This window comes from Lysinibacillus sp. RS10 (assembly GCF_041956855.1).
GTDB classification, from domain to species: domain Bacteria; phylum Bacillota; class Bacilli; order Bacillales_A; family Planococcaceae; genus Lysinibacillus; species Lysinibacillus xylanilyticus_A.
The window spans coordinates 1,345,003-1,365,925 of the sequence record NZ_CP167122.1 but is presented as its reverse complement, the minus strand read 5'-3'; the positions used below and the strand labels follow the sequence as shown (position 1 = coordinate 1,365,925).

Sequence of the window (20,923 nt, the reverse complement as noted above, 5' to 3'; positions counted from 1 at the left end):
AAGGCGTTGTCCACATATATGATGGACAACGCCTTATAAATGTTAGTTATTTACAATACGTCCGATTGCTTGACGATCAAATTTCACGCGCACATTGTCTGCGATTTTTAATGTTACAGCAGTGTCCTCAATTGAGTCGATCTCTCCGTGTAAGCCACCGATTGTAATAACTTTATCTCCACGTTGCAAATTACTCTGCATATTTTGTGTTTCCTGCTGTCTCTTTTTAGCAGGGCGGATTAAAATAAACCACATTGCAACGAACATTAGTAATATTGGTGCTAATCCAATTAGTTGTTCCATGATTCTTGCCCCCTTTCCAATTCTCACTTTTTTAGTATAGACTATTTCACCTTAAAAAAGCGATGACCAAGCCCAAAATTTTTCTATATTACTAATATTTTTTCTATAATAGACAATTTTTTGCTAGTAATATTCACAATTCACATAAATTTACATGATTTTTTTACTAAAGATTAGAAGTTCTTTGCATTTGGTCCGTTAAAACCATATTTCTCGAAAAACTCTTCTCGGAAATCGCCAAGACGATCTTCACGAATTGCCTCACGTACTTGCTCCATTAGCTTCAATAGGAAGTGTAGGTTATGGTATGTCGTTAAGCGGATACCAAACGTTTCTTCAGTACGAATAAGATGGCGAATATAAGCGCGTGAATAGTTTTTACATGTATAGCAATCACAGTTCGGATCAATCGGCCCAAAATCACGTGCATATTTTGCATTTTTAACAACTAAACGACCTTCTGAAGTCATTAATGTACCATTACGGGCAATACGTGTTGGTAGTACACAGTCAAACATATCAATGCCTCGAATAGCCCCATCAATTAATGAATCCGGCGACCCTACCCCCATTAAATAGCGCGGTTTGTTCGCTGGCATCATTGGCGTAGTAAACTCTAAAACTCGGTTCATGATGTCTTTAGGCTCCCCAACAGATAGCCCTCCAATTGCATAACCTGGGAAATCTAGCTCTACTAAGGCTTCTGCAGAACGACGGCGTAAGTCCTCGTATTCTCCCCCTTGTATGATACCGAATAGACCTTGATCTTCTGGACGGTTATGAGCTTCTTTACAACGCTTAGCCCAACGCGTTGTGCGATCTACTGATTTTAACATATAGTCATATGTCGCAGGATAAGGTGGACATTCATCAAATGCCATCATAATATCTGAACCTAAATCATTTTGAATTTCCATTGCCTTTTCTGGACTTAAAAACAGTTTATCCCCATTCAAATGATTACGGAAATGAACCCCTTCTTCTTCAATTTTACGGAATTGACTAAGTGAGAACACTTGGAAACCACCTGAATCTGTTAGAATCGGGCGATCCCAGTTCATAAATTTATGCAAGCCCCCTGCTTCTTTCACAATATCATTACCTGGTCGCAGCCATAAATGATACGTATTTGACAGAATAATACCTGCATTCATTTCCTTTAAGTCCTCAGGTGACATTGTTTTTACAGTTGCTTGTGTACCAACAGGCATAAATGCTGGCGTTTCAAAAGAGCCATGTGGCGTATGCACGATGCCAAGGCGTGCTCCTGTTTGTTTACAAGTATGAAGTAGCTCATAACGAATTGCTGGTTGTGTCATAAAATAAATATTCCTCTCTTATCTAAAGTAAAAACAGTACTTCGATTTTTTCCTTAGTTTATCCTTTTGGACGAATAAACATAGCATCACCAAAGCTAAAGAAGCGATATTTTTCTTCTACAGCTTGTTTATATGCACTTAAAATTGTTTCTCTTGTCGCAAGTGTGCTAACAAGCATGACAAGGGTTGATTTTGGTAAATGGAAGTTTGTTATTAAACCATCTACAACCGAAAATTCGTATCCTGGATAAATGAAAATGGACGTCCAACCTTGCTCTGCTCGAACCTCGCCTCCATATTTAGAACCGATCGTTTCCAATGTACGGTTAGAGGTTGTACCAACTGCTATCACCTTTCCACCTTTACTCTTTACACGGTTAATAATAGATGCCGCTTCTTCCGTTACACTATAAAATTCGGCATGCATTTCGTGATTTTCAATTGAATCTACACTTACAGGACGGAAAGTTCCTAGTCCTACATGTAAAGTGATAAATACAACTTCGACCCCTTTTGCTTTAACTTGCTCTAGTAATTCTTCTGTAAAATGAAGACCTGCAGTTGGTGCTGCTGCTGAGCCACGTTCTTTTGCATAAACGGTTTGGTAACGATCCTTGTCCTCTAATTTTTCACGAATATACGGAGGCAATGGCATCTCACCAAGTTGTTCTAAAATTTCATAAAAAATCCCATTATATTTAAACTCAAATGTACGCCCACCATGCTCAAGCTCTCCTGTACAAGTAGCAGTCAGTAAACCATCTCCGAATGTTACAACTGTACCGACCTTTACACGTTTAGCTGGCTTAACAAGTGTTTCCCATTCATCCGTACCAGCCATTTGCTTTAATAGTAGTACCTCTATATGAGCACCTGTTTCTTCTTTAACGCCCATTAATCGCGCTGGTAAGACCCTTGTATCATTTAACACAAGACAGTCCCCTGCTTGTAGCTCCTCTAAAATATGAGCGAAATGATGATGCTCAACATTTTGTGAGCCTGGTGTCACGACCATTAATCGACTAGCTGTACGATCAATAAGTGGTGTTTGTGCAATGAGCTCCTCTGGCAATTCAAAATCAAAATCTTCTACACGCATGAAAATACTTCCTTCTTCTAGGTTTGTTGGGGATATTCATATCCAAAATGTTCGTAGGCTAAATGTGTTGCCACACGTCCACGTGGCGTCCGTTGTATAAAGCCTATTTGCATCAAATACGGCTCGTACACATCCTCTATTGTTACACGTTCCTCACCAATAGATGCTGCCAACGTATCTAAGCCTACAGGGCCACCACGGAAGCGCTCAATCATATTGGTCACAAGTTTATGGTCAATATGGTCAAGCCCTCTAGGATCGACTTGCAATAGTTCAAGAGCTTGCTTAGCAAGTCCCTCAGTTATCATACCATCTCCAAGCACCTGTGCATAATCTCGCACCCGTTTAAGCAGGCGATTGGCAATACGGGGTGTCCCACGCGACCGTCTCGCCATTTCAAGTGCTGCTACTTGTTCAATATCAACATCAAATAAGTGTGCACTACGCTCTACAATTTCTGCAAGTGAAGTATTATCATAAAACTCCAATCTTAATAATACGCCAAAGCGATCCCTTAAAGGTGCTGATAATGCGCCAGCTCTTGTTGTTGCACCAACGAGTGTAAATGGCGGTAAATCAAGCCGTACAGAACGCGCTTCTGGGCCTTTACCAACAACTATATCTAAACAAAAATCCTCCATGGCTGGATAAAGCACCTCTTCTATTGCACGAGGCAGGCGATGTATTTCATCGATAAATAGCACATCTCCTGGCTCCAGTGAGCTTAAAATCGCCGCTAAATCTCCAGGACGTTCGATTGCAGGGCCACTAGTCATGCGCACATTAACATTCATTTCATTAGCAATGACCGCAGCTAATGTCGTTTTACCGAGTCCAGGTGGTCCATATAACAGCACATGATCTAAACTTTCCTGACGAAGCTTTGCCGCTTCAATGAAAATTTGTAAATTCTCCTTTACCTTATGCTGACCAATGTATTGCGCTAATCTTTGTGGACGTAAAGATAATTCAAACTGTTCATCATAGCCACCTGCCTCACTAGCCATCATACGTTCAGACATGTACTTCCCCCCCTTTTCACTATTTTAACTTTAATAGCAATTGTAATGCTTGTTTCATAAATGCATCTGTTGTTTCAAGCTTGTCATTTTCCTCAAGCTGAGGACGTATTTTTTCAAGTTCTTTTTCAGAATAACCAAGTGCCATTAACGCAAGAATAGCTTCTTCAAGCTCATGTTTAAATGGATTCACACCAAATAATGGCAGCTCATCCTCTGAACTAGGTAGCTCGATAGTCTCCATTAATCCACCAAGTTTACCTTTTAAATCCAGAATCATTTGACGGGCCGTTTTCTTGCCAACACCCGGGAATTTCACTAAAAACGATTCATCCTCTCGTTCAATGGCACCTATCACCTGTTGCGGATTCCCAGTAGCTAAAATAGCTAACGCACCCTTTGGTCCAATTCCTGATACTAATATAAGTTTTCGAAACAGCTCTCGTTGGTCTAAATTTGGAAAGCCATATAACACTTGAGCATCCTCACGTACATGCAAATGTACAAAAATTTGCTGTTCAAGTGCAGATGTCCTAAACGCAAATGGATTAGGTGTATTGAGCTGCCAACCAATTCCTTGTTGCTCAAGCACAATATACTCAGGAGTAATACGCTTTATTTGTCCTTTTAAATAATCATACATTCTATAATCCCTCACAATCATCGTCTTCGATTATAGCATATAGCGAACGAATGCTCGACTATAAGAAAAAGCACAAGTAATCGTTCACACACAAAAATGACCGCCAAAAGACGGTCATTTCTTCATCATTCTATCAATATCGTACCACAGTTTTGGCCAATATGTGAGGGCACGTTTTGTAAACGGCACTAAATAATCTAAAAACACTAGCTGTTGATCTAATGGTAAATCCACTGCAAAAAGCCATTCACGTAAAAGCTCATTTGGATATTTTAAACGATGTAGCTTTCTTTTGTCTAATCGGTTCAGCTCCGGTAGCTCTGTAAATATTTTACTAAGGTCATAATCTACAGCTGGCAGTACACGATGTAACCATAAAATATATTCATCATCCGCTTCTCCAAGATGAGCTAAATCAAAATCAATTAATCGCAATTCCCCATCTGAGCACCATAAAAAATTATGATGTACGACATCTCCATGTAAAAGCGTTAATTCTTTTTCGGGTACATCCTCCAGTGCGATTAACTGCAACGACTTCTCACTATAGTGTGAAATTTGATCGATTTCTTCTTTCGTTAAAAAAGCACGAAATTCATTCCGCCTGCTCTTAAAACGCATATGACGCATTTGCCATTTTAAAAGCTGTGAATAGGTATGCAAGCCCGGCACCCGCTGCCAAGCAATTTTCTTATGTGTATCATGTAAGGTATTTAATAACTTAAGTGATTCCATCCGATCTTTTTTATGTGCAAAATTTGCACTATGACTTCCTTCTTGCCAAACTTGCACGATTAAGTACTCATCATCACTTTTCATTAAAGGTAAAATCAGTGAGGGTTCAAGTCGTCCAAGCTGTCGATGTATAACCCTCACCTTATCTGCTATTTCTAACTGCTTTGCACGTTTCACAAAATAATTATTAGATTGATATTTATACTTCCAAATATTAGGCTTTATTTCTTCAATGATATACGCTTTTTTACCATCGATAAGGCGTCATCCCGCCTGGGTACATGTGCGGTGACATCCATGGCCCTGTTGAAGAATACGGCGTCGGGCACTGTGATGGACATGGCATTGGACATGGTGGTGGGCACGGTGGTGGACATGGCGGTTGACAGTGACATGCGTCCATTTTCCAATTTGGCATCATGATTGGTTGTGCATTACAGCCACAGGACTGCTTCATTTCCATCTCCTGCATAGGCTCATATCCGGGCTTCATAGGGAAGAATGGAGATGTACTAGATTCTAAGAAATCCGGCATTCCAGCAACTTTACTGCATGGCTCACATGATGCTTGCTCCGGCATCGTATATGCTTCTACTTGTTGTTCCATCGGCATTGGCATTGGCATCGGCATTGGCATCGGCATTGGCATCGGCATTGGCATATGACACCACATATGATGATGCACCGGCTGATGACAACTTACACAATGAGGCATTACTGGCATTTGTGGCATTGGTTGTGGCATTTGTGGCATTTGTGGCATGATATAAATCGGTTGTGGCATTGGTTGTGGAGGTAGTTCTGGTTGTGCTACAGGCGGTGGTGGTTGAATTTGAACTGATGGCGGTATAACCATTTGAGTTTGTTCTACTTGTGGCATGACTACTTGTTGATGCCAATTAAGCTCTACAGGCTGTGGTACAAACGTCGGTTGCTGAGGCATTGGCATTGGCATTGGATACGGAATTGGGATCATCTGTGGTTCTGGCATCGGTGGTGGTGGTGCAACAATAGGTGGTGGCATCGGTCTTTGTATCTCTTTTTTGATACTTTCTTTAACAGGCCTTGTAGGTGACTCCTTATGCATAGGTCTTTCCTTATGTCCTTCCCTATGCATATCCCAATTTGTATCTCTATTTCCTTCTCTATGCGGTTCTTTGTTTATTTTTTCAGGCAAAATAATTTCCATGCCCGGTACTATATAATCTGGGTTGGCAAGATGGGCATTGAGTCGTTTTAAATCTTCAAATGAAATACCATACTCTTTTGCAATCTTCCACAACGTATCTCCCTTTTGAACAATATGAATACGCAATTTTTTCCTCCCTTCCTCTCTACGTATCATATGTTCAATGTTTCATTTGGATACAAAAATTTCACGCATGTTGCAAAGGCTTCATGGTACACTAGTTTTAAGGAAAACGGCTTCCTTTATTACAGGCAGAGGTGATCTCTTATGAAAAAAATGTTAGGCGAAGAACGCCGACTGCAACTTCTCGCACAGCTAAAAAAAAGCACCACACCTATTACAGGGACTGACTTGGCGAAATTTGCTAACGTTTCTAGACAAGTCATTGTCAATGATATGACATTATTAAAGGCTAGAAATGAACCTATTATTGCAACTAGCCAAGGATATCTTTATATGCATCAGGAACAATTACATCAAACTGTTGAACGTACAATCCCTTGCTTCCATACTTCAGAGGATGCAGAAGATGAACTTATAACAATAGTTGATTGTGGTGGTACAGTAAAAAATGTTATTGTAGAACATCCTATTTACGGAGAAATTACTGCATCTATTATGGTCTCTAACCGTCATGAAGTAAAAAAATTTATTCAACGTGTTACGGATACACAGGCAAGTTACTTATCCGAACTAACGGGTGGTATACATCTCCATGTTATTTCTGCGCCTTCTGTTGAAATTTTAGATTTAATTGAGCTTACATTACAAAAAAAAGGTTATTTAGTAGTTGATCAATAATATAACAATCTTTACTTAGCTGCTGGCTTTCACAAAGGCTAGCAGCTTTCTATTTATATGAATTTAAATGATTTACTATCAGGCGTATTGATTAACCATTTTTATACTGAATTAATTCGAAGAGGCTTATTTCCGCTACGGGCGACTCGCTTACCCGCGGGAAGCTTCGCCCTGCGACGATAGCGAAGCAACAGGAGCACTCGAGTAGCCCTGCGCTACAATCAGTTAAAATGGAAATATATTAGCAACATTGTAACAAAAAAAGAGGCTGGGACAGAACTCGATTATTTTGAAAAATAACGAAAACAGATAATAACTTTTCCGCTTCAATGAGTAGAGTGTTCCTTCCTAAATCAAAAAAATGTTAGACCAATTGCAATCGGTCTAACATTTTTTCTTTTTGTCCCAGCCTCTTCAAAGTTAGAGAAACCTTTTACGCTGTGAAGGTGTTGGCAATAAGCACATTTCTCTTTGACCGAAAAGGCGATACCGATTTTTTGCAAATATTCGATACATCCTATTTCGTATACATGATGGGATCAGGATGAAAACATAGCAGACAGGCCAGAAACTATCTAATCTCCGACAGATTTTAAGTGCAGCTGTGGATTCAAAATACGCCTTCCCATGCTCAAATAATATGACACTATCTATATTTTCTGGTACTTCGTATTGTGCAAGTAATGCCTGCCCTGCATCACTTTGAATCGATGCAAATTGAAAATAGGCTCCCTGATCATGTTTGATAATAAATTGCACACTATTGTCACAAAAATTGCATACTCCGTCAAACAAAATAATGCCGCCCACAATGATTCCTCCTAGCCACTTTGATTACTCTTCTGACGTCAGATAAGTAAAGTATGTACCAAGTGACTTCACCTTGCAACCAAGTGCAGCTAGTTCTTCCATGGCCCCACGCATCATAGGCTCCTTTTCATCTGCCAATACATCAATCATAAAGAAATAATCACCTAAGCCCGTTTTTAATGGTCGTGATTCGATTTTACTTAAATTTAGCTGTCGCCATGCAAATACTGATAGTACTTGATGTAATGCCCCTGAACGGTCCGTTGGCAATGTTATCATAAAAGTTGTTTTCGCCTGTCCATCCGATAATTCTTGCGGTAATCGTATGTTTTGCTTAGATAATACGAAAAAACGAGTATGGTTAAAATGAAAATCATGAATATTATCTTGAACAATTTCTAAGCCATATTTTTCTGCCGCCGCTGCATTACCAACTGCCGCAATACATTCGCTTGGATTTTCGGATACATATTTTGCCGCTGCTGCCGTCGATGTTGTTTGATGTAACGGAACATGGCTGAATCGATAAAATAAGTATTTATGACATTGTGCTAGCGCATGTGGATGTGAGTAAACTCCATTAATCGATTCCCAATTGTTCTTCTGCTCTTGATTGACCATTAAATGCTGCTGTATTTTCAACTGAAGCTCTCCTGTAACATATAGTGTTGCCTCATGAAATAAATAATCGAGCGTTAAAGGGACAGAGCCTTCTAAAGCATTTTCCAGTGGTACAACTGCTAAATCTACCTTCCCCTTTGCTACAGCCTCTATACATTCTGGTATTGTAGCACAAGGGACAAGCCACTCAGTTGGAAAGGTGGCTTTAGTTGCTAAGTATGTAAATGATGCTTCCGGTCCTAAATAGCCAATTCGTTTTTCCCATTGTTCCTTTGTCATGATATTTACCTCCCTCACTACAATTGTAGTATAAATTTTGAGTTTAATTAGCTCTTCACCAAAACGTGTGTATGATTTCCGTTCCGACTGGGCGCTTTGCTGGGGGCGTCCAGCCTCCACTCCAATCAACTTATATACAAGGTATACGTTTAACAAATATCATCCACAACTTTTGGTGATGAGCCTTTTAAATTGCATTAATATAAAAATTTAGAATCTTTAGTTTTTAAAAGTTCCTTTTATAGTTCTACATTAAATGTTTAGGTGAGGACAATACGAAACTTCCAAAGCGTTCCAAAAACTTTCTTTATGAACTCTACCTGTCACTTCGGCTTTTCTATCCGTCTGTTCGTTGGTTCTATTATAGAATAAGGAGCTGTCCCATAAAGCGATAATTACACCACATGGGACTGCTCCTTTTAAGCTTATTTACTTTCTGTCAAAAATTCAAGCTTGCTTTTAGTCATTATAATGCACCAGAACTAATTACTTCCGCTGACTCTACAAAATCTAAACGTTTGAGTTGTTGTATTAAATCATCAAGTTCACATGTCATACTAGTTACATCTAATGACAACGTAACATTTGCTCGTCCTTGAATCGGTATAGTTTGATGGATAGTCAGTACATTGCAATGCGTAATTGTCACTGTTTCTAAAAGCTTTGCAAGTGTTCCTTTACGGTCCTGAAGCTGTAAAAAGACTGTTAAAATGCGTTCCTGCACAATTGAGTGAAAAGGAAATACAGCATCACGATATTTGTAAAACGCACTACGCGATAAATCCACCTGCTTTACCGCATCCCATATGGAAGATACCGAACCACTTGAAAGTAAGTGTTTCGCCTCCAAAGTTTTTTGCATAGCATCCGTTAAAACATCTTCACGAACTAAATAATATCGCTGATTCGCAACATTCTTCATACGCTTCCCCCTAAAACTCTTGTCTTAATCGACAAATTCAAATTCAAACTCTTGCAGACGAACTATATCGCCATCTTGTGCGCCACGTTCGCGTAGTGCTTCATCCACGCCCATTGCACGCAATTGACGAGCAAAACGGCGAATACCATCTTCACGGCTAAAGTCAGTCATTTTAAATAGGCGTTCAATTGCGTAACCACTAATGATAAATGTACCATCATCATCACGAGTAATTTCGAAATCTTCACCTTTTCCTTCATGTTTATACATTACCGTTGCATCTGATTGCTCTTCTAAATCATCGAATAGAGGGAATTCAGGCGTTACTTCCAGTAAATCAGCAATGGCAAATAGTAACTCTTTTAAGCCTTGACGTGAAATTGCTGAAATCGGGAAAATTTGAATGTCTTCTCCCACTTTTTTGCGGAATTCCTCTAAGTTTTCTTCTGCTTCTGGCATATCCATTTTATTTGCCACAATAATTTGCGGACGCTCTGTTAAACGAAGATTATATTGTTTTAGCTCTTCATTAATCGTTAAATAATCCTCGTATGGATCTCGACCTTCCATCCCAGACATATCAATTACATGGACAATAACACGTGTACGCTCGATATGTCGTAAAAACTGATGGCCTAAGCCCACTCCTTCATGAGCTCCTTCAATAAGTCCAGGTAAATCTGCCATCGCAAAGCTACGATGATCATCCGTTTCAATCATCCCTAAATTTGGAACAATCGTTGTGAAATGATAAGCACCAATTTTTGGCTTAGCAGCAGAAACAACAGATAGAAGCGTTGATTTACCAACACTTGGGAAACCTACTAGTCCCACATCCGCTAAAACTTTTAACTCTAATATAACATTTAATTCTTGTCCTGGCTCACCTTTTTCAGAAAGTTCTGGAGCTGGATTTGCCGGTGTTGCGAAGCGTGAATTTCCTCGGCCACCTCGGCCAGATTTTGCGATAATCGCTTGTTGACCATGCTCGACTAAATCGGCAATAACAGCCCCTGTTTCTTCGTTCATTACGACTGTGCCTGGTGGTACTTTAACGATTAAATCCTCTGCACGTTTACCATGCATTCCTTTACTCATACCATGCTCACCACGGTCAGCCTTGAAGTGGCGTTTATAGCGAAAATCCATTAATGTTCGTAAACCCTCTTCAACTTGAAATACTACGTTACCACCATGTCCACCGTCACCACCGGCTGGACCACCATTCGGTACATATTTTTCTCGGCGGAAGGCAACCATTCCGTCACCACCGTCGCCACCTTTTACATAAATCTTAACGTGATCGACAAACATTTAGTTCACTCCCTATTTGCATTCAATACATATTGCCAGCACGTATTCGTCTGTTCAATTGTTTGAATGTCTAATTGTTTCAAACCTTTTTCGGTGAATGCATCAGCACTCCATAGCCCATTTAGCGTGAATGTCACGGCAAATGTATGATCGTCAACACGTACATCGAGCGCTAAGCTCTGCTCTGTAAATGGATCTAATGTATCATAAACATGCATAACTGTTTTGTTTAAGTAATCTACAATTTCCGTATCAATATTATTTGTGACGGGCTTTTTTATCTCACCGCTAAGTTTCATTGGTAATGATTGATAGCGCCAGCCTGCTGTTTGCAGCCACTCGATTGTTTGCGGTAATTGTAGACGATTAAGGATAGAAAGTGCTTGTAATTGTTCCGAATAATTTTGAATAAGTTTTTTTGATTCATCAATTCTACCTAAATCTAAATTCATGCGAATAAGCTGGAGCTGATTCACATAATCATGATTTGCAAAACGTAATACTTCACTAATGGTTAGTGATTGATTGTTCATCCCATTCACTCCAATAAAGTTATCCTTACTAGTATAACAAGTTTTGCTGTATTTTTCCCTTAAATCTTTATCAATTATGCCTCGGCATAATTGCGTCCGGAATCGGCTTTGTGCTTAGGCCTACACGAGGGCCTACACGATGTCGGTCATTTCGGTAATGCCACAGGACGTGGCGTTCTTAGACTGAGTTCCATATTTCAGCGGATGTTTGGACGCCCGCTGAAAGAAGTTGAAATTTAGCCAAAAAAAGGACTGCAATAAATGCAGTCCTACGCTTTATGTTTATCTTTTTTAAAGATTAAGCTTCTTGTGATGCTGGGTAAACAGATACTTGTTTGCGATCGCGACCTAAGCGTTCGAATTTAACAACGCCGTCAACTTTAGCAAATAGTGTATCGTCACCACCACGACCTACGTTTGTACCTGGGTAAATTTTTGTACCGCGTTGACGGTAAAGAATTGAACCACCAGTTACGAATTGGCCATCAGCACGTTTAGCACCAAGTCGTTTTGACTCAGAGTCACGTCCGTTTTTAGTAGAACCTACCCCTTTTTTAGATGCGAAAAGTTGAAGGTCTAATGCTAATAATAATTTCATCGTGTTCCACCTCCTACTTGGTTGTAGTTGATTTGGATGTATTGTCCGTAATTTTGCACCATAGAATACACTTGGGCAGTCATTACTTGGACAATTAACTGTAGTTTTGCATCAATCTCAGGCTCTATATCTGATGGTAAATCTACCTTAAGATAGCCTCCACCTTCAGCAGCTTGTTCGACTTCTGGCTGTAATTGTAATAGTGCATAAATAGCATTCACCGTACCTATGGCAATGGTAGATGCTCCTGCACATACTAAATCCTTACCAGATTCATCGTATTCAGCATGTCCTGAAAATTCGAATGCGGACACATGTCTATTTTCATCGTGATGAATCGTAACTTGTATCATTCGTTACACCTCACAATTAAGCGTTGATAGCTTCAACAACTAATTTTGTGTAAGGTTGACGGTGACCTTGTTTACGACGGTAGTTCTTTTTAGCTTTCAATTTGAAAACAACGATTTTTTTCGCACGGCCTTCTTTAACAACTTTAGCTGTTACAGTAGCGCCTTCTACGAATGGAGCTCCAACTTTAACGTTTTCGCCACCAACGAATAAAACTTTATCGAAAGTTACAACCTCGTCAGCTTCTACACCTAATTTTTCAACATAGATTTCTTGACCAGCTTCTACTTTGATTTGTTTACCACCAGTTTCAATAATTGCGTACATTTTACTGCACCTCCTCATAGACTCAGACTCGCCTGTTTATAAAGGTGATCATACGATACTTTAACCTTTCCAGTGCGGTTGCAGTAGCACAGGTGCTACAAACAATAACATTAAGATATTACCACACGATTTATTTTAAGTCAATCTATTCATTACATATTTCTCAAATGCTAAACGATATTTTCGATAATTCCATTCTTTTAACGCTTGAAGCCATATAAATAAACATAGAATTGCTAAAAAAATAGATTGTGGGAGGTAATATGAAGTTATCATGAGTAGTATAGTCGCAATTGTAAGAGAAAGCCAGTAGTAATATTCAAATACCCGAACACTTGGAAAGACTAAAAATAAAGACGCTAAAAATATTCTGCCACCGTCCAATGGAATAATCGGTAATACATTGATTGCTAATAGCACAAGTTGTACATCGATGAGCTTTGCAGCAAGTAGTTCAGGCATAAAAAAAGCAAGGCCAATCCCTATTATTGTAGCGATTGGTCCCCCTAAGGCAATCCAAAGGAGTGACGTAGCTGGCACAACCGCTGGATTTTCAAATTCTATTTCCCCTCCATAAGGTGTGATAACGCATGATTTCACCTTAACACCACAAATCATTGCAGCTAACAAATGACCTGCTTCATGCCACAGTAGCGAAGATAAAATAATAGCATAATAAGCAATTTGACCACTAAAAATCATTATAAATACGAAAGGGATACATAGAAGATGCAGTTTAATTTTCATTGGACGCCGCTGTTTCAAGCCACTGTACAACCTGCTCTAAACTATAAGATGTCTTATCCTTTTCAATCGAGATATAGAGTTGTCCCGCCTCTTTCATGCCGATTAAATCATTTGCCTGTACTGTTGTATATGGCAGTTGCGCTAAACTATCAAGCATACCATAGGAAACTGTTGTGCCATCATCATAGCTAATCGTCATTGTTTTACCAGTATATTTTGTATGACCAGTGAAAACAACAAGACCATTCTGCCCAGCATACACTGGAAGACCAGCATCATACTGCAATAAAAAGCCTTCATTAAAAACTTGCGCGTCGGCAAATGTTAATAGTTCAGTTTGCCCAACATCACTTGATACTAAAATTGTTTCCTCCTCTTTATTTAGCCAGCTTTGTCCGAGCTCGCTTAAATAAGTTAAATCTGCTGATGTTGTAACAAGTTTTCGCACAGGTGTTTCCAATATACCTTGATCCTCTAAACGAATTACAAGCATAATTGCAGCCACAAGTAATATCGTGACCAACCATTTCCATTTCTTAAACAAGCCCTCATCCTTTTTTTCACACTATATGAGGCTGCATGTCCATTCATGCACAAGAAAAAAACCTTCTCGTACAAATGCACGAAAAGGTTTAAGATTATCTTGAAAATAACGCTTTAAGTTTTGAGAATACACCTCTATGTTCATCTTCAATTGCCATAAGTGGCACAGATTCCCCAAGTATTCGACGGGCAATATTACGATAGCCTAGAGAGGCTTTGTTAGTTGGATCCATTACTACAGGTTCGCCTTTATTGGAAGACGAAATAACCCCTTCACTATCTACAATTATCCCTAATAGATCGATAGACAAATGTGTTGTAATTTCATTCACATCCAAAGTATCGCCACTTCTCATCATATGTTGGCGAATGCGGTTAATAATTAGTTTAGGAGCAGTGATTTCTTCCTGTTCAAGCAAGCCAATAATTCGATCTGCATCACGCACAGCAGAGATTTCTGGTGTTGTTACGACAATTGCATGATCTGCACCAGCAACAGCATTACGATAGCCTTGTTCAATGCCTGCTGGACAGTCTATTAAGACATAATCATAGTCTCGTTTTAATTCCTCTACTAGGCTCTTCATTTGCTCAGGATTAACAGCATTTTTATCTGTTGTTTGAGCAGCAGGTAATAAGAATAGTTTCTCATCTACACGTTTATCTTTTATTAACGCTTGATGAATCTTACAGCGACCTTCAATAACATCTACTAAATCATAAATAATACGATTCTCAAGGCCTAAAATTACGTCTAAATTCCGTAGACCAATATCAGTATCTACTAAACATATTTTTTTACCTTGTAGAGCCAATGCAGTTCCAAGGTTAGCCGCGGTCGTTGTTTTTCCGACACCGCCCTTACCTGAAGTTATGACGATTGCTTCTCCCACACTAGCTTCCTCCCTTAGACACATTTAACAATGGTCGAATATTTTTTAACGCGTGAATTTGATCATACGTAATGCGCCCATCATAGCCGATAAATGCACAAGTCATCTCTTCCTGATTTTTTGCTTTTACATGTTCGTCTGACATTACCTGAACCTGATCAGCAATCATAATATGTGTAGCTTCAAGGCGAGATGCTGCAATAATCGCTTCTTTATTACCATGAACCCCAGCATGTGCAATTCCTTTGAGTTTACCTAGGACATACACATTGCCACCAGCTTCTACACGTCCATTCGGATTGACATTCCCGACAATAATAATATCGCCTGGCGAACGCAGAATTTGACCTGATCTGACTACACCTAAATATGTATCTTGTTGACTTTCAATCCTTTTCTGGTCGCTCTCATGGACAGTCAGTACTTCACTTTGCACCTTTGAGACGATTAATTGCTCTGTTTCTTGAACAATTTTAATAAGCTCTTTGATTTGTTCATCAGAACAGTATCGATAGCCTAAATATAATTGTACATCTACTTTGCTATCGATACCGCTTTCTGAAACTTTCTTTTTAAGCTCTTCTACTAAATCGACATACGCGCATTGATCGTCTAAATGAAGAACAAATCCATCCTTTGTTCCCTTCATATTAACCAACTGTTTTTTCATGAATGCCTCACCCCACGTTGCTCTTTGTTAAGAAACTTCACGTGCTCTCTGTAAGACACGCGCATTAATTAGATATTTGAAGGCCCAACCAAGAATCATTAAAAATAGTGCATTAGCAATGATCGTTGGTAGTAGTCGTGAACGTAAGAAATCCGATAATGGGATCGATGTAAAGTCGATAAGATAGAAGAATTGATAGAGTATAAATTCTAAAATCGCTACTAAAACAACTGAAATCGTCGTTGTCACAACTAAGTGCTGATGAATAATTTTCACAATAGACCCTGCTAAAAAACAAATAAGCGGAAACAGTACTGAATATAATCCAATAATATCAATGTAAAAGACATCATACAAGACACCAAAAAAAAGTCCATACATTACCGCTCGCTGGCGGCTATAATAGATGGAAATAAATATTAAATATAAGATTAAAAATCTTGGCACTAAATAATAGATTTGCCCTTTGATTTCAATGGGTGAAAGCATAGCAAACTCTGGTTCTAGTAAAAATAGTAAAACCGCCACAGAGGGGATGAGAAATCGAACCATTATTTTTCCTCCTCTTCACTCGCCTCTGGTGGATGTGTTAAATCCTCGTTCGTTGCACTACCATCAGATCCATCTATCACAGTAGTGGAACGTTTAGCAATAACAACATAGTCTAAAATTGAAAAATCTGCAGATGGTTTTACATAGGCCATTTTTGTTAAGCCAAAATCATCTGTACTTACTTCAGTAATTTCTCCGATTGGCACATTCTTTGGGAAAATACCCCCAAGTCCTGATGAAACTACTTGCTGACCTTTTTTAACTGGTAAACTTGAATCGATTCGCTTCATAATAAGTTCATTACGTTCTTCATCAAAGCCCTCAATCAAACCGTATGCTTCTGTATCTCCTAAAACCATCGCAGAAACACGATAGTTTGGATTACTTGTATATAAAAGCTCTACCTCAGAGGTGAAAGGTGTCACTACTGTAACTTTACCGACTAACCCTTTCGCTGTCATAACTGCCATATTTTTTTCTACACCGTGTGAAGAACCTTTATCTAAAATAATTTTTTCTTCCCACTGGTCAGGATTTCTAGCAATAACTGTGGCATGAATCGGATTAAATTCTTTTAAGCTCTCTGATTTGTCGAGAAGCTCACGAAGCTTTTCATTATCTGATTTTAATTCCGTTGCCTCAGCTTGTACAGCTGCAAATTCTTCTAAGCGTGCTTTTAAACGTTTATTTTCTTCGTACGTGTTTAAGAGGGAATCAATATTATTAAAAACACCTGCAATATAATTCGCCGGCTTCGCAACAATAGATTGTGCGACGCCGACAGTATCTTTAATAATTTGCTCTGGTAAAGTTGCATTCGTCCGATCACGTAATGAGAAGCTAATCAATGCCACAAGAAAAACCATGCCTACAAGCAGCAAAATTAATTTCTTATTGAAAAAAAAATGTGGCATTGCCTAAACCTCCTTACCCTTTAACTTGTTGTGAACGGATTAAATCAATATGTTCTAGAGCCTTACCTGTACCAATAGCAACACAGTCCAGTGGATCTTCTGCGATAAATACTGGCATATTCGTTTCTTGGCTAATAACTTTGTCTAAATTTGTTAATAGCGCACCACCACCTGTTAAAACAATTCCGCGTTCCATTACGTCTGCAGATAATTCAGGAGGTGTTTGTTCAAGTGTTTTGCGAACGCCATCAATAATAGATGATACCGCTTCACGTAAAGATTCAGAGATTTCTTGTGAAGAAATTTCGATTGTTTTAGGTAAACCTGTTAAAAGATCGCGTCCTCTAATGTCCATTCTACTTTCTGGACCCTCAGCCAACGCTGTACCAATTTCCATTTTCACTGCTTCTGCAGTACGTTCACCAATTGTTAAATTATATGTTTTACGAATATACGAAATGATGGATTGGTCCATTGCATCCCCGCCAACACGCACGGATTCACTTGTTACAATACCACCTAATGAAATAACAGCTACCTCTGTTGTACCACCACCGATATCAACGACCATTGACCCTGTTGGATCCCAAACTGGTAAGTTAGAACCGATTGCTGCTGCAAATGGCTCTTCAATTGTAAATGCTTCTTTAGCTCCTGCTTGGCGAGCAGCATCAATAACCGCACGTTGTTCAACTGATGTAATACCGTAAGGCACACAAATCATAACATTCGGCTTCTTCCAATTTCCACCAGAATTTTTGCAAGCTTCTTTTAAATAGTATCCTATCATTGCTGTAGTAATATCAAAGTCAGCAATAACGCCATCTTTCATAGGACGGATTGCTACGATTGAACCAGGTGTACGACCAATCATATTTTTGGCATCATTACCAACTGCAACGATATCTCCAGTTTTTGTATTTTTTGCTACGACTGAAGGTTCGCGTAAAACGATTCCCTTCCCTTTAATAAACACTAATGTATTCGCTGTGCCGAGGTCAATCCCGACATCTTTACTTCCTAATCCAAACAATTTGTGTACTCCCTTTCTATTTAAGCCATACTTTCGTTGACATCATCTACACTCCTGCGCGTAATGACACACAGAGGCTTTATCTTCATTCAATCGATGTTCAACACCTACTGAAAAAACTACACACTCAATCATCTCACACCTGTTGAAGTGAGAGGCTTCTTCTGAATAAAGATAAAATCATACCGTTCATTATAACGGATAAACGCAAGAATTTATAGTGCCACATGCTCTTCTCGCGGAAAAGATACTATTTTAATTCCCTCCTAAACTAAAAATAGTACGTATAGATTAGCATATAATTTTTATTCTTGTAAGACAACGTGTATTAGGCTACCAATTTTTGTGAATATTATAGACATTTCTACGAGTACAATAACGTTTTACTTAAAAAAAGGTTCGCTTTCATTTTAGTTTTTCGCAAAAAAATACAAAAATATTTATTTTTAAAGTAACGAAGAGATTTGAAGCAACACCAAATGTTAAGATGCGAACAACGCGAGGGATTTCCAAAACATTCCACACTCTCTCTTTTTGATGTTCTATCCGTTTCTTTTGAATGTTCCTGCGAATACCCCTACTTTTCATAGAACCAGCTATTTTTATTAATATATTGATTAAGTCAATCGAGTAGGAGGAGGTGATTAACCTCCGACCTCTCCCACCACCGTACATACGGCTCCGTATACGGCGGTTCAAAAGTTTTATGGTTTTAAAATGACTTGGGAGAGACTTTTTAAATTTTGTTTCTCCCAGTATTTATTATTTAGGGCTCTATCTATGATTGGACTATTAGATGTTCGCCAATATCCCTTTCTTGTATTTGCCATTCTATAGGCGTCGTTCGGTCGGATACCAAGTTTCTTAAGGTTGCGACACTTCGTTGTGGTTTTCTTCCATTCTTTCCATCGACACGCTCGCAGTCTTCGGCGTATATGGGCATCCATCTTTTTAGCGTATTTACCAAGCTCTCCGATTTTAAAGTAATTACCCCACCCCTGAATCAGATAGTTGAGGTATTTAATTCTTTCATCCATTCGCATGCTCCGATTACGATTCGTGAGGCGGCGGATTTTATCTTCAAATTTCTGTTTACTTTTCTTTGGCACGTATATCCTTGTTTGTCGTTTGTTTCGATAGAAACTCACTCCTAAGAATATCCGTGCGCTCGGCTTTCCCACTGCGGATTTCTCCTCATTTACCTTAAGCTTTAGTTTCTTTTCGATAAATGTTGTCATCCCTACTTTTACACGCTCTCCTGCTTTTAAACTTTTGACATAGATATTACAATCATCCGCGTAACGAACGAATCTGTGACCTCTTTTATCAAGCTCTTTATCTAGTTCATGGAGAAGAATATTACTAAGTAGTGGACTCAGTGGACCACCTTGCGGCGTGCCTTCTTGGCTATGTACTACAACGCCATTTGCCATAGTACCAGCGTTGAGAAATTTACGGATTAACTTTAAAGTTGGCTTATCCTTAATATATCCCGCAACTAGGGACATCAGTTTATCGTGTTGAACGCGGTCAAAGAATTTCTCAAGGTCCATGTCGACCACGAATTTGTAGCCTTCATCCATATAAGATTGCGCTTGTGCAATTGCTTGATGAGCACTTTTATTTGGCCGAAAACCATAACTATAGTCACTGAAAATTGGGTCGATGATTGGTGTTAAGATTTGAACGACTGCTTGTTGAATGACGCGGTCTGTTACAGTTGGAATCCCTAATTTTCTCGTATTACCGTTTCCTTTTGGAATTTCTACCCGTCTTACCGGTTGCGGTGTATATTGCCCTGTTTGGATTTGACGAATAATCTTTTCTTTATTTTCTTTTAAGTATTGGCGTGTTGCTTCTATATCTTTCGCATCGACTCCAGCAGCACCTTTATTTCTACGTACCTTCTTAAAAGCTTCGTTTAGATTATCTCGGTCTGTTATTAAATAAATTAGTCCATTTGAATCCATATGTTCTCATGGTATAGGTATGCATATGAACAGTTCCACTCTTTTCGTTGCGCGATTCACGTTCTGCGTTTCAAGGCAACGTAAAGTCTTATGATTGGCTGTGTCTTCACTGTCATATAATGTGCCCTTCCATGTTCACTCCTTTCGTTCAGCCCTTCCCCTTATTGGTACTATGGCTTCTGCTGACTTCTGATGATTCAGCTATCTATCGCTAAATAGGTTCTGTTTCCAGGTATTCATCAGATCTCCCGGGGTAAGTCCGTCCACTTTCACCTCATCTATCCGCCACATTTATTGCACTGACTCCCGTGGATATTTTGGATTTTGATTTGTTTAGCAATCTCGTCCAGTCAGAACAACCTCGAATGTGATTCGTATACCTCGGACCAAGGTTTTGCCTCCTGCTTCCTTCAGATTCCACGTCGCCATGGACACCCTTGCACTTGGCTAGTGGTTCGCATATCCCAACGCCCACAGTGAACTTTCATCACCTAGTTGACGGACATGCCCGGCACACTAAAAAAACTCTGCAAAATACATTGCAGAGTTAAAAATATCCTTTTTCTTTCAAACTAATAAATTGATGATCACCGATGATGAGGTGATCAATCAAATCAATGCCCATAATATATCCAGCCTCTAAAATTCGTTTCGTCACTTCAATATCCTCTTCACTGGGTGTCGGCACGCCGCTAGATAGCAATAGGTAAGGCTTTGAAATCATCTTCACCTTTTCCC

The 20,923-nt window shown here is 39.2% G+C and carries 24 protein-coding genes, 1 pseudogene and 1 other annotated feature; of the genes and pseudogenes, 1 reads left to right on the top strand and 24 read right to left on the bottom strand.

Going from position 1 to position 20,923, the window contains the following annotated elements:
* Positions 1 to 42: 42 nt before the first annotated feature.
* The 7 genes from yajC to ACB089_RS06875 all read right to left on the bottom strand — a co-directional run bounded on the left by yajC (position 43) and on the right by ACB089_RS06875 (position 6,433).
* A complete protein-coding gene (yajC, locus tag ACB089_RS06905; RefSeq protein WP_068983752.1) occupies positions 43 to 303 on the bottom strand; it encodes a preprotein translocase subunit YajC in 261 nt (86 codons plus the stop codon).
* Positions 304 to 476: 173 nt separating this feature from the next.
* Positions 477 to 1,622: a tRNA guanosine(34) transglycosylase Tgt gene (gene tgt / locus ACB089_RS06900; protein WP_374965786.1), complete on the bottom strand. Its 1,146-nt coding sequence runs from the start codon at positions 1,620 to 1,622 to the stop codon at positions 477 to 479.
* Between the two features lie 58 nt (positions 1,623 to 1,680).
* Positions 1,681 to 2,721 carry a tRNA preQ1(34) S-adenosylmethionine ribosyltransferase-isomerase QueA gene (gene queA, locus ACB089_RS06895; protein ID WP_374965785.1) on the bottom strand — a complete coding sequence of 347 codons (1,041 nt, stop codon included), beginning with the start codon at positions 2,719 to 2,721 and terminating at the stop codon, positions 1,681 to 1,683.
* A gap of 17 nt (positions 2,722 to 2,738) precedes the next feature.
* Positions 2,739 to 3,743 (bottom strand): Holliday junction branch migration DNA helicase RuvB, encoded by a 1,005-nt coding sequence (gene ruvB / locus ACB089_RS06890; RefSeq protein WP_368635791.1) that lies wholly within the window; start codon positions 3,741 to 3,743, stop codon positions 2,739 to 2,741.
* 19 nt (positions 3,744 to 3,762) lie between these two features.
* Positions 3,763 to 4,383, bottom strand: a complete 621-nt coding sequence (gene ruvA, locus ACB089_RS06885; RefSeq protein WP_068983756.1) for a Holliday junction branch migration protein RuvA — start codon at positions 4,381 to 4,383, stop codon at positions 3,763 to 3,765.
* A gap of 114 nt (positions 4,384 to 4,497) precedes the next feature.
* Positions 4,498 to 5,295 (bottom strand): phosphotransferase, encoded by a 798-nt coding sequence (locus ACB089_RS06880; protein ID WP_374965784.1) that lies wholly within the window; start codon positions 5,293 to 5,295, stop codon positions 4,498 to 4,500.
* Between the two features lie 70 nt (positions 5,296 to 5,365).
* Positions 5,366 to 6,433, bottom strand: coding sequence for a LysM peptidoglycan-binding domain-containing protein (locus ACB089_RS06875; RefSeq protein WP_374965783.1), 1,068 nt, complete (start codon positions 6,431 to 6,433; stop codon positions 5,366 to 5,368).
* A gap of 141 nt (positions 6,434 to 6,574) precedes the next feature.
* Between ACB089_RS06875 and ACB089_RS06870 the strand changes: the two genes are divergently transcribed.
* The gene (locus tag ACB089_RS06870; RefSeq protein WP_374965782.1) at positions 6,575 to 7,108 is read left to right on the top strand and encodes a transcription repressor NadR; all 534 of its coding nucleotides are present in this window, start codon (positions 6,575 to 6,577) and stop codon (positions 7,106 to 7,108) included.
* A 420-nt stretch (positions 7,109 to 7,528) separates the two neighbouring features.
* Here ACB089_RS06870 and ACB089_RS06865 read toward each other — a convergent pair whose 3' ends face one another.
* From ACB089_RS06865 to ACB089_RS06785, 17 genes and pseudogenes are all read right to left on the bottom strand, one after another.
* A complete protein-coding gene (locus tag ACB089_RS06865; RefSeq protein WP_374965781.1) occupies positions 7,529 to 7,918 on the bottom strand; it encodes a thiol-disulfide oxidoreductase DCC family protein in 390 nt (129 codons plus the stop codon).
* A 24-nt stretch (positions 7,919 to 7,942) separates the two neighbouring features.
* Positions 7,943 to 8,818 carry a prephenate dehydratase gene (pheA, locus tag ACB089_RS06860; protein ID WP_068983761.1) on the bottom strand — a complete coding sequence of 292 codons (876 nt, stop codon included), beginning with the start codon at positions 8,816 to 8,818 and terminating at the stop codon, positions 7,943 to 7,945.
* A gap of 466 nt (positions 8,819 to 9,284) precedes the next feature.
* Entirely contained in the window at positions 9,285 to 9,740 is a 456-nt protein-coding gene (locus ACB089_RS06855; protein WP_053484814.1) for an ACT domain-containing protein, read from the bottom strand.
* A gap of 24 nt (positions 9,741 to 9,764) precedes the next feature.
* Positions 9,765 to 11,054: a GTPase ObgE gene (gene obgE, locus ACB089_RS06850; protein WP_374965780.1), complete on the bottom strand. Its 1,290-nt coding sequence runs from the start codon at positions 11,052 to 11,054 to the stop codon at positions 9,765 to 9,767.
* Positions 11,055 to 11,059: 5 nt separating this feature from the next.
* Positions 11,060 to 11,587: a Spo0B domain-containing protein gene (locus ACB089_RS06845; RefSeq protein WP_068983763.1), complete on the bottom strand. Its 528-nt coding sequence runs from the start codon at positions 11,585 to 11,587 to the stop codon at positions 11,060 to 11,062.
* A 298-nt stretch (positions 11,588 to 11,885) separates the two neighbouring features.
* Positions 11,886 to 12,185 carry a 50S ribosomal protein L27 gene (gene rpmA / locus ACB089_RS06840; protein ID WP_053484817.1) on the bottom strand — a complete coding sequence of 100 codons (300 nt, stop codon included), beginning with the start codon at positions 12,183 to 12,185 and terminating at the stop codon, positions 11,886 to 11,888.
* Positions 12,182 to 12,538, bottom strand: coding sequence for a ribosomal-processing cysteine protease Prp (locus tag ACB089_RS06835; RefSeq protein WP_049667663.1), 357 nt, complete (start codon positions 12,536 to 12,538; stop codon positions 12,182 to 12,184). The genes rpmA and ACB089_RS06835 overlap by 4 nt, the downstream gene beginning before the upstream one ends.
* Positions 12,539 to 12,554: 16 nt before the next feature.
* On the bottom strand, positions 12,555 to 12,863 hold the full coding sequence (gene rplU, locus ACB089_RS06830; protein ID WP_036124117.1) for a 50S ribosomal protein L21: 309 nt from the start codon (positions 12,861 to 12,863) through the stop codon (positions 12,555 to 12,557).
* Between the two features lie 14 nt (positions 12,864 to 12,877).
* Positions 12,878 to 12,953 (bottom strand) — a sequence feature (ribosomal protein L21 leader region).
* 45 nt (positions 12,954 to 12,998) lie between these two features.
* Positions 12,999 to 13,628 (bottom strand): stage IV sporulation protein FB, encoded by a 630-nt coding sequence (locus tag ACB089_RS06825; protein WP_368635784.1) that lies wholly within the window; start codon positions 13,626 to 13,628, stop codon positions 12,999 to 13,001.
* Positions 13,600 to 14,154, bottom strand: coding sequence for a peptidoglycan DD-metalloendopeptidase family protein (locus ACB089_RS06820; RefSeq protein WP_368635783.1), 555 nt, complete (start codon positions 14,152 to 14,154; stop codon positions 13,600 to 13,602). The genes ACB089_RS06825 and ACB089_RS06820 overlap by 29 nt, the downstream gene beginning before the upstream one ends.
* A 94-nt stretch (positions 14,155 to 14,248) precedes the next feature.
* A complete protein-coding gene (gene minD, locus ACB089_RS06815) occupies positions 14,249 to 15,046 on the bottom strand; it encodes a septum site-determining protein MinD (protein ID WP_368635782.1) in 798 nt (265 codons plus the stop codon).
* Position 15,047: 1 nt separating this feature from the next.
* A complete protein-coding gene (gene minC, locus ACB089_RS06810; protein WP_223553552.1) occupies positions 15,048 to 15,716 on the bottom strand; it encodes a septum site-determining protein MinC in 669 nt (222 codons plus the stop codon).
* Between the two features lie 27 nt (positions 15,717 to 15,743).
* A complete protein-coding gene (mreD, locus tag ACB089_RS06805) occupies positions 15,744 to 16,268 on the bottom strand; it encodes a rod shape-determining protein MreD (RefSeq protein WP_068983769.1) in 525 nt (174 codons plus the stop codon).
* Entirely contained in the window at positions 16,268 to 17,182 is a 915-nt protein-coding gene (mreC, locus tag ACB089_RS06800) for a rod shape-determining protein MreC (protein WP_374965779.1), read from the bottom strand. The genes mreD and mreC overlap by 1 nt, the downstream gene beginning before the upstream one ends.
* Before the next feature lie 13 nt (positions 17,183 to 17,195).
* Entirely contained in the window at positions 17,196 to 18,215 is a 1,020-nt protein-coding gene (locus ACB089_RS06795; protein ID WP_068983771.1) for a rod shape-determining protein, read from the bottom strand.
* Positions 18,216 to 18,919: 704 nt separating this feature from the next.
* A complete protein-coding gene (ltrA, locus tag ACB089_RS06790; protein ID WP_374964162.1) occupies positions 18,920 to 20,185 on the bottom strand; it encodes a group II intron reverse transcriptase/maturase in 1,266 nt (421 codons plus the stop codon).
* A gap of 547 nt (positions 20,186 to 20,732) precedes the next feature.
* Positions 20,733 to 20,879, bottom strand: a pseudogene (locus ACB089_RS06785) (JAB domain-containing protein); the annotation flags it as partial.
* Between the last annotated feature and the right edge of the window lie 44 nt (positions 20,880 to 20,923).